6 protein-coding genes are annotated in these 9,412 nt (G+C 62.8%); 2 read left to right on the forward strand and 4 right to left on the reverse strand.

The window, feature by feature from the left end; translation table 11 throughout:
- The first annotated feature begins 296 nt into the window (after positions 1 to 296).
- A complete protein-coding gene (locus IEY31_RS13970; protein WP_188973034.1) occupies positions 297 to 668 on the forward strand; it encodes a hypothetical protein in 372 nt (123 codons plus the stop codon).
- Between the two features lie 533 nt (positions 669 to 1,201).
- Here IEY31_RS13970 and IEY31_RS13975 read toward each other — a convergent pair.
- Positions 1,202 to 2,617 (reverse strand): SAM-dependent methyltransferase, encoded by a 1,416-nt coding sequence (locus IEY31_RS13975; protein WP_188973036.1) that lies wholly within the window; start codon positions 2,615 to 2,617, stop codon positions 1,202 to 1,204.
- Between the two features lie 194 nt (positions 2,618 to 2,811).
- Here IEY31_RS13975 and IEY31_RS19090 point away from each other — a divergent pair, with 194 nt between their 5' ends.
- Positions 2,812 to 3,021, forward strand: coding sequence for an EAL domain-containing protein (locus IEY31_RS19090; protein ID WP_373289172.1), 210 nt, complete (start codon positions 2,812 to 2,814; stop codon positions 3,019 to 3,021).
- On the opposite strand, the gene IEY31_RS13985 is transcribed toward IEY31_RS19090, so the two are convergent.
- From IEY31_RS13985 to IEY31_RS13995, 3 genes are all read right to left on the reverse strand, one after another.
- Positions 2,996 to 6,364 carry a PAS domain S-box protein gene (locus IEY31_RS13985; RefSeq protein WP_188973040.1) on the reverse strand — a complete coding sequence of 1,123 codons (3,369 nt, stop codon included), beginning with the start codon at positions 6,362 to 6,364 and terminating at the stop codon, positions 2,996 to 2,998. The two genes, IEY31_RS19090 and IEY31_RS13985, sit on opposite strands and share 26 nt — an antisense overlap.
- Entirely contained in the window at positions 6,336 to 7,097 is a 762-nt protein-coding gene (locus IEY31_RS13990) for a hypothetical protein (protein WP_188973042.1), read from the reverse strand. Before IEY31_RS13990 ends, IEY31_RS13985 begins: the two co-directional genes overlap by 29 nt.
- Positions 7,098 to 7,502: 405 nt before the next feature.
- The gene (locus IEY31_RS13995; RefSeq protein ID WP_188973044.1) at positions 7,503 to 8,696 is read right to left on the reverse strand and encodes a sensor histidine kinase; all 1,194 of its coding nucleotides are present in this window, start codon (positions 8,694 to 8,696) and stop codon (positions 7,503 to 7,505) included.
- Positions 8,697 to 9,412: the final 716 nt, after the last annotated feature.

Raw genomic sequence — 9,412 nt, forward strand, 5'->3', positions numbered from 1 at the left:
AAGCACCTGCTCCAGTCAGATCTCTGGCTGCTTTGATTCCCCGTCCCTTCCGACAGGCTGGGGCCTACCGAATTCTGCCGGGGTCACCTGCGCGCACCGTGGGTAATTCTCGCGATGCGCGTTGAACCGGAAGCGCGCACTCTGAACGCATCAGCTCAGCGCTGAGGTCAGGTGAGAAGAGCACACCTGACGCTCCAGGTTTCCGGCGTCGTTCACCCCACCTCATTTCGCGCCGTCCCAGTCCCGGCTGGACGAGCGGCGCGGCGGCAGGCCTACCCTGCCCAGGAGGAACGCTCATGTCTCCACTCAAGACTGCTGTCCGCCGCCTGTCCGTCGCGGTGCTCACCCTGGGGCTGCTGGGTGTCTCTGGAGAGGCAGCTCCCGCTGAGACCCTGGGCACCCAGTTAACCGCCATGTCCGCAACAGGGCTGAAGCTCTCAGAGTGCCAGACGCGCATGCAGACCCTGGGAACCATGCTGAGCAAGGCGGGGTACGTCTCCAGGCGCGCTCACTTGGGTGCGGACGCCGTCATGACCGCCCTGTGGTACCACCCGCAGCGTCACACCACCGTTGTGGCGTTCTCGGGGTGGCAGGCGTCGGACAATGCGTTCTCGGCCGCGGAGATAGCCGGCCAGGTGGGGTGGAATGAATTCCTTCCCCTACCCTGAGGAGTCCATCACCCGAATGGGCTGAGGAAGCGCTCTGCTGCAGACCGTGGACATCCAGTTTCAGGTGTCCATAGTCTGGCTGGTGCGTGCGACAGAAAATAGGCTTGTGATGGAGTTCCTGGCTTTTGGTGCACAAACGAAGAAAAAGCCTGCAGCCAGGAGGAACGGGTGAGGATCCAGGACGGGCGGCGTGGCCACAGCCCTCTTCCGAGCAGCCGAGTCAAGTGGGTCGGGGCTGACGAGGACCAGCTGACCTGGGTCCATGAAGCTTTGTTACCGAACGAAACGGGGGTGGGCGGACAGGTCGTGCTAATGCTGAATGCGGACGTACCGACGCGCTGTCTTCACGTATCGCGGCCGCCAGCCCATTGCGGGGGCCACCCGGTCAGCACCCCCGGACGATGGGCGCCCCCTGTCCCTGTATGCAATGGCCACGGTGGCCCGCCGTTCTGTTAGGACAGGGCGTGGAGCCACCTTGAGCAGACCTCCATCCGTCGGAGCTTGTGCTTCATCCCAACGGTGTTCTCACCTGGTCAGTGGTCGTCGCGGTACAGATCTTCCCGGGTCAGTGGCACCTGCACCCTGCCCTGCGCAGCAGGTTTGGCGAGCAGGCTCTGGAAAAGCTGAAGGTTGCCGCGTTCGAAGGCAGGAACACAGGCGTTCAGGTACAAGCGCCACAGCCGGAAGCGCTGTTCGCCCAGCGCGGCGCGGGCCTCCTCGCTGTGGGCTTCGAGGTTGGCAGCCCAGTGGCGCAGCGTCAGGGCGTAGTGTTCGCGCAGGTTCTCCACATCCCGCACTTCGAACCCCGCCTCGCCGGCACGCTGCAGCGTCTCGGCAATTGGCTGGAGCTCGCCGTCGGGGAAAACGTATTTCCCAACAAAGTTGCCGCCCTCCACCCACTGCGGGAGCTTGCGCAGCTGGAGCGGACTGGCAATGGCATGGTTCATCATCAGCCCGCCAGGCTTCAGGGCGGCGAAGGCGGTGGCAAAGTACGTCCGCAGGTTTTTGCTGCCCACATGCTCGGCCATGCCGATCGAGCTAATCTTGTCGAACTGCGGCGTACGGTCTGCCAGCACGTCGCGGTAGTCGCGTCGTTGCAGGAAGACCTGGTGCTCCAGGCCCGCCGCCTTTACGCGCGCCTGGCCCTCCCGCAGCTGGGCGCCGGATAGGGTCACGCCCAGCACCTTTACGCCATAGGCCTGCGCGGCGTAGATCGCCAAACCACCCCAGCCGCAGCCGATGTCCAGCAGCCGCTCACCTTCCTTCAGGCGCAATTTGCGGCAGAGATATTCCAGTTTGGCCGCCTGCGCCGTGTCCAACGTCTCGGTACCTGTGGGAAAGTACGCGCAGGAATACACCATGCGGCGGTCCAACCATAACTTGTAAAAGTCATTGGAGACGTCGTAATGGTACTGAACGGCCTGCTGGTCGCGGCTCCGGCTGTGGGGCGGGCCAGCCAGTCTTGCGGTGATTGCCAGGGGTTCCGGCGCACCGTTGCCTGTGCGGCGCAGGGCAGGCAGCCACGCCAGCAGGCGAAGCAGCGTGGTGGGCGTCAGGTGCAGATCGTCGCCGAGACTGGTTACGCTGCCCACCTCACCCTCAATGTCGTAATCGCCACGCAGGTAGGCCTCGCCGAGGTGAATGTCCAGCGGAAAGCGCACCATGCGGTCCAGGGCATATTCACTGTTCAGGACCAGTGTGGCGCGGGCGCTTCGTTGGGGCGCGGCCAGCACGGTGCCGTCCCATAGCCGCACGTCAAAAGCGCGCGTCTCCGGCAACATCACGTCCAGCACCTGAAGGGCTGTCGCCTTCTTCTCGGCGGCCGTGGGCGGCAGTCTGGTGACGTTGCGGAGCAGCAGTCCGGCCCCCAACCCGGTGGCGGCCAGCAGAACGGGAGCACCAGAGCGCCGGGGGGCAGGACGCACTGGCCGGCGCGGTGAGGCAGTCATGGACCACGGTAAGTCCAAAATTGCGGGGGATGGTGAAGATTGCGAATATGGGAGTGCATGGTGTGTTCATTCATTGGGCTGTTCGTCCATCAGTTCATCCCGGGTCAGGATCCACCATATCTGAGAACAGTACGCAGTCCAGCGTGCGGACAGGCAGCGAGAATCCGGCGGTGGGGCGAACGATTTCTGCTTTCATGCCAACTGCCTGTCGGGTACGGTGGCCGAAGGCTCAGCCTGACGCGGTGGTGACTGAGCAACCTGGGGCCCTGAGTATCCAGACGGCTTTGGACAATTTTGGGACCGGCTACAACACTCTCGTGGCCCTGGCACAACTGCCAGTAAAAATCGTCAAAATCGGCCGGCGTTTCACCGCCGACATCAGTGCTGCCCAATCATGCGAATGAAGACCTCCACGATCTCAGGATCGAAGTGCGTGCCTGAGCTGTTCTGGAGATGGGTGATGGTCTGCTCCCGCGTCCAGGCCTTTCGGTAGGGGCGGTCGCTGGTCAGCGCGTCGTAGACATCCACCACCGCGAAGGCGCGGGCAACCAGTGGAATGGCCTCTCCTGCCAGCCCAGCCGGATAACCACTGCCGTCCCACTTCTCATGGTGGCACTCGGGGATCTCCAGGGCGGGACGCAGGAACTCGATGGGTGTGAGCAGATCCGCCGCGTACTCCGGATGCTTTTTCATGAGGGTCCACTCGTCTTCGGTGAGCTTGCCTGGCTTGAGCAGCACTGCGTCAGGGATGCCCATCTTGCCGATATCGTGCAGCAGAGCACCCCGACGGACTTGTACCAGTTGATCGGTGGTAAATCCGAGTGCCTGGCAAAGCTCGTACGTCATCTCCGTGACCCGGCGTGAGTGTCCTTCCGTTTCCTCGTCACGCAAGTCTAGTGCCCTGGCCCAGCCCTCAATGGTGGCGTCGTAGGCTGAACGCAACTCTACGTTGCTACGCTCCAGTTCGGCCACCAGCCTGGCGTTGTCAATGGCAATGGCGGCCTGATCGGCCAGCGTCGCGAGGGTTGAGAGCCAATCCAGTGAGAGTGGCCAGGCCTGATGATGGAGCACTTCTATGACCCCCACCACTTGCCCTTTGCTGAGGAGCGGTACCGCGTAATAAGCGGTCAGTCCTTCGTTTTTCACGACTTCACGCCAGGCTGGCAAGACGGATGCATTGGTCAGATCCGGAAGGCTGATTGGCTGCTGAGTCTGCGCTGCGCGCCCTGCCAGGCCTACGCCCAGTTTCGTCCCCGAGTTCTCCAGTTTTTCGGCGTAGAAGCCCCGGGTGACAGTGTACGTGAGTGTCTTCCGGAGTGCATCGAACAGGAGGACGGTGGCCACGTCCATGCCGAGTTGCTGCTTGACATTGTCCAGAACCAGACCGAGGGTGACGTTGAGGTCCGCACTGACGGCGATTGAGTGATCAATTTTGCGGAGGCCCGTAATGGACCGCAACTGACGCTGGAGGTCCCCGTTGAGGACCTGAATTTCTTGCTCAGCTTTACGCAGGGCCGTGACGTTGCGGGCGATCTTGGAGACACCGATCACTTGACCGGTAGCATCCAGGATTGGCGAGAGGGTCACCAGTACCTGAATCTGCTTGCTGTTCTTGGTCATCCGGTTGCCTTCAAATGGTGGGTCCCGGAACCCCTGACTGGCCCGTTCCATCAACTTAATTTCGAGCGTTTGAAGCTCGGCAGGAACGATGAAGGTGACCGGTTGACCGATCGCCTCCTCGGCGGCGTAGCCGTAGAGTTCCTCGGCCCCAGGATTCCAGGAGCGAATGGTGTTGTCCAACGAAACGCCGATGATGGCGCTGTGACTGGCCTGCACGATGGCCGCCAGGAAGGCCCGGTCTTCGTCGGTAGCCCGGCGCTGGGTGACGTCGCGGGCCATGCCGTACACCACCGCGTCGTCCGGCAACATCGTGCCTGACCATTCCAGCCAGACCACACGCCCATCTTTGTGCAGGTACCGGTTTTGAAAGTTCGTCGTGGTGTGACCTGCTCGTGTGCGTTGCCGCGCGGTAAGGGTCGTTATGTGGTCGTCCGGGTGCATAAAGTCTGAGACTGCGCGGCCGATCATCTCTTCAGGTGTGTAGCCCAGGATCTGAATGGAAGCGGCGCTCATCGTCATAAAACGGTCGTCCGGTCCAATGCAGGTGATCAGGTCAAGTGAGAGGTCCAGCGTCCGTTGCAACTGGGTCGCGATCTGGCGGTGGCGCTCCTCGCTCTCTGCCAGAACCTGCTGCGCTCGCTTCTCCACCGTGATGTCACGAACCAGCGTGGCCACGCACGCTTCTCCATCAATCGTGACGGGAACGACCGATATGACCGTGTCGGCCACCACTCCGGACTTCAGGCGGAACTGCACCTCACGGTTGAGCACCTTCCCTTCTGCCTGCAGCGTTCGCCCAACATCTTCGAGTTCTGGCGGGTTAACCCAGACGTTGAGATCGACCGGGGTGCGGCCGATCACGTCCTCGCGGCTGTAGCCACTCTGGCGCAGAAACTCGGCGTTGACGTCGAGATAATGGCCGCTCTCGAGATCCGCCACGACAATGGCGACTGGTGAAGCCTCGAAGACTCTGGCAAAGCGCTCCTCGCTGGCCTGGAGCTGATTGCTGGCCCGCTTTTCCTCGGTGATGTCCCGCACAAAGCCGATCACGCAGGCTTCACCGGCCACCTCCATTGGGATAATCGACAGCACGCCGTACACTTCCTCTCCACTCTTGCTGCGGAAAAGAATTTCACGATCGCGAATTATAAGATCGCCGTCGACCATGCTCCAGGCAATCTCGCGGTCAGCTGAATTGACCCACAAGCCGAGGGCTTGAGAAGACTGGCCGAGGATCTCCTCGCGGGTATAGCCGCTCTGGCGTGAGAACTCGGCATTGACCTCGATAAAGTGTTTGTCGCTTTGACGGGTGATGAAGATGGCGACGGGACTCGCCTCGAAGACCTTGGCGAATCGCTCCTGGCTGATCTGCCGCTCCCGCTGCGCCTCCCGGGTTTCGGTGACATCCTGAATAAACATTGAGACGCCGTCCCCGCCTGGATAAATGGTGACGTTTGCCTGCTTCCCCATGGCCGAGTGGTTCAACAGGTATTGAACAGTCCCAGATTCCCGGGCTTTCTGAAGGGCCAGACCCAGGGGTGCGTGGGTGGACAGTGGAAACAGGTCGAAATGGTTCTGGCCGAGGGTTTCGGTGGGTTCACGGGCCATCATGGCTGCCGCTGCCGCGTTGACGTAAGTGACAGTCCAGTCCTGATCAAAAGACACGAACCCGTCAGTAATGCGCTCCAGAGTGGAAGTAAGGTGCTGTTTGGCGTGCGCTTCTTGCTGCCTGGCCTGCTCACGCGAGGTGACGTCGGTCTGGAAGCCCACGAAGTGCGTGATGGTTCCCGCTGCGTCGCGGATGGGGCTAACGGTGAGTTCGTTGTAGAACAGCGAACCGTCCTTGCGGTAATTGCGCAGCACCGTGGTGACGCTTTGGCCCTGCAGCAGGGCGTCCCGGATCTCATGCCGGGCGTCCTGATCACGGTCCTGACCCTGGAGAAAGCGGCAGTTGCGCCCGATGATCTCGGCAGCCAGGTAGCCGCTGAGCTGCTCGAAGGCTGGATTGACAAAGATGATCGGCAGGTCCGGCTGCCGCGCGTCGGTGAGAATGATGCCGGTGACGCTCGCGGCAAATGCTTGGCTCAGAAGATGGAGATCAGGCGAGGGAGCATTGTGGAGTTGCATGGCACCTCCTGAATGCGCCGTTGCGGTTCATGGCCGACCATAAGGCCAAAGTTGCCCGCCTCACTTCGGTCAGCATCTCGGCTTCCAGGCGCACGAAGGTAAACAGGCGGCGGACGCGCTCTGGCGTGCCCTCGCCCAGATCAGCCTCGGCCAGTTTCAGGAAGCCGTGGATGCGCTCCAGGGGTTCGCCCAGGTTCTCGGCCAGCGCACGGGTGAAGCTGTACAGCTCCAGGTTGCGTTCCTCCAGTTGCTGGGTGCGCCTGGCCAGCACGGTCTGGGCAGCCTGCTGCGCGTCTAGGATCACGGCGCGGTCCAGCGCCTGGCCATCCAGTCCCGCCACCGACAGCAGGAAGGCTTGCTCGTCCTGATCCCCAGGCGTATGGGACGGCCCGAATACCAGCACGGCGACGCCGGGAGCCTGCTGGCGTCCAGGTAGGGGCAGAACTGTCTCGGGGGTGCCGAACGAGGCCACGCCGGACCGGGCGGCCTGACCCCAGGAGACCTCCGTATCCAGCGGGGCCCCCGACACCAGGGCCAGGGGCTGAGCGTCTGGGGCCTGAGTCGCTGAAGGCTGGGGGGCAGCTTCACCGGGGATGGGCACTGAATCGACAGGCGCGGAGGACCACACCTGGTCTACCACCCGGTCATCCCAGTTCAGCGTCGCGATCACGCCGTGGGGGTGGCCGTCAAGCATAGTCAGGGTGCGGAGCAGGGCCTCTGCGGTCTGCCCCACAGATTGCAGTGGGGCGAGGTCCAGGGCCAGTTGCTGGAGAGTGTGGGCGCGGGTGCAGGCCAGCGCTACGGTGTCGATGGGCGTCGGCTTAGAACGACGCTAGAGAGAGTCAACGCTGTCATCCTGCCATCCTAGTCCTCGCGGCGAACTGGCGGATAGGCGTGAGCTTGGCCGTCAATCCATGTAGAAGTGTCGGGTGAAGCCCGGGGCATCGGGCGAGGGCCAGCCAATAAGGAGCCCCTGTAGGCGTCAAGGTGTCAGTTTAGGGTCTTGAACTCCGACAGGAGGCTGCCAGACAATGCTGAAATCAATCCTAATCTGACGCTTTTCCCACCCGTGATCTGACGTCTGGTTGGGGTATACTCCAACCTGACACCGGGCAGGAGTGGATGGACTGCACCCTGGTCAGGACGGCGCGCTGGCGGCATCCGTGACCGGGCGTGGCAAACTCAGCACGAACGCCAGCCCCCCCTCCGGCGGTGTGGACGCCCGGATCCAACCGCCGTGCCGATTGACCACCCGGCGCACATTCGACAGCCCCAGCCGCCCAAAGGCCGTGCGCCGCGCCACCGAACGGTCCAGCACCTCGAACAGGTGGTCCTGCGCCGTCGCCGTGACGCCCGCGCCGTTGTCCTGGATGTACACCAGCACCTGCCCGTCCGGCACCTCTGCCCGGATGCTCACCCGCGGTTCCGGGTGCTGCCAGGTGTTCTCCAGCGCAAAGGCCAGCAGTTCCATGAAGGCCTGGTACAGCAGCAGCGCGTCCCCCCGCACGGCCGGGAGCGCTCCGATCGTCCAGGCCACGTTCCGCCCCTGGGTCAGCGGCACCAGGTCATGCTGCACCTGTGCGAGCAGGCGGCGCAGATCGACGGTCTCCAGGCGCAGAGGCTGCCCATCCACCTGGGCCAGCATGCGCAGTTCGTCGCTGCGCTCGGCCAGTGTCTCGGCCTCCAGGTGGGCCAGCGAGAACAGGCGCCGGGTGCGCGGGGGCAGGTCCTCGCCCAGGGCTGCCTCGGCCAGCTTCAGAAAGCCGTGGATGCGCTGCAGCGGTTCACTCAGGTTCTGCGCCAGCGCGCGCGTAAAGCCTTGCAGTTCCAGGCTGCGCTCCTCAAGCTGCCGGTTGGTTTCTTCCAGCGCCTGACCGCCCAGCCCCGTGACGGAGAGCAAGAAGGTCTGTTCATCGTCATCGATGGGGTACTTGAGCCCGAAGTCCAGCGCCACAAGGCCCGGGGCCTGCTGACGGCCGGGCAAGGGCAGCCAGGTGACCGGCGGTCCAAAAACCGCCTGCCCCGAACGGGCCACTTCCGCCCACAGCGCCGCCGTGTCCAGCGCGGCGCCCATCACCAGGCTCGGCGGCCTCAGGTCGGGAACCGGTTCAGCCTTGGGAGCGCCAGCGGCCGGGCCAAACGGATGGAGGGCGCTGACCACCCGCCGCGCGCCGTCGAACACCACCAGGACGCCGTGGGGCTGCCCATCCAGGGTGCCCAGGGTCTGGAGCAGCGCGTCCACGGTGGGCGGCACGGTGTGCAGTGGGGCAAGCGTCAGGGCCAGTTGCCGGAGGGTGTGGGCGCGGGTGCGGGCCAGATTCAGCGGGTCCATGCGCGGTCTCTTTCAACCACGCTGTCGATCAGCAACGTCGTCATTGGTCCAGCTTAAAGGGGAGACGTGGCGCGGTGAATGACCCGGGCACCTGGGCGGCACCTCATGGAGGCGGCGTCAGGCCCAGCACGGCGCTCCGGGTGGCGGGTGCTGACAGGAGGGGAAACAGTATTGCGTTCCCAGCCTCCGTCACGGTCAATGCAGTGATAGGTGTTGCATAGAGATGTCAGCAGCTTTCTGACCTGTATGTCCTGCCGTATCTCCTCGGAGCGGGTATATCCAACAAAAGACAAAGCGGCAGAGCTACGCCTGAACGGCAACCGCTGCCATTAATGACCGCTTGGCTCTCTGAACTCAAGGCATGCCAAAGCTCACTCTAACGTGCCTGACTGCAGTCCCAGCGATGGCCTGAGCGCTGAATAGGATGATGGGTTCTAAATCTCACTTCGCATGGCGAAGGGCGAGGTGCACCTCAGGCCTGATGCCAACCACCCAGTAGAGCGAGAGACTCTCTCAAAAATCTTACAAAGTGATAAAACATACTTTCCAAGAGTATGATTTCACTCTAAGATCATAAAGATCACATTATTTACTCACGTATCTGCCTTTGCAGTATTTCCGCGAGGGCGGTGCCGTGCGAGGAAAGACACTCTTCCTCGTCGTCTGACATGGTGATTTTTCGCTCCGTACGCACCTGCCCTTAAGAGCGGTGTCTC

The organism is Deinococcus aerolatus (genome assembly GCF_014647055.1).
Lineage (GTDB): Bacteria > Deinococcota > Deinococci > Deinococcales > Deinococcaceae > Deinococcus > Deinococcus aerolatus.

Coding starts and splice junctions, on each gene's coding strand:
- IEY31_RS13975 (WP_188973036.1), bottom strand. CDS start 2,617: ATGACTGCCTCACCGCGCCGGCCAGTGCGTCCTGCCCCCCGGCGCTCT.
- IEY31_RS19090 (WP_373289172.1), top strand. CDS start 2,812: ATGCCAACTGCCTGTCGGGTACGGTGGCCGAAGGCTCAGCCTGACGCG.
- IEY31_RS13970 (WP_188973034.1), top strand. CDS start 297: ATGTCTCCACTCAAGACTGCTGTCCGCCGCCTGTCCGTCGCGGTGCTC.
- IEY31_RS13985 (WP_188973040.1), bottom strand. CDS start 6,364: ATGCAACTCCACAATGCTCCCTCGCCTGATCTCCATCTTCTGAGCCAA.
- IEY31_RS13995 (WP_188973044.1), bottom strand. CDS start 8,696: ATGGACCCGCTGAATCTGGCCCGCACCCGCGCCCACACCCTCCGGCAA.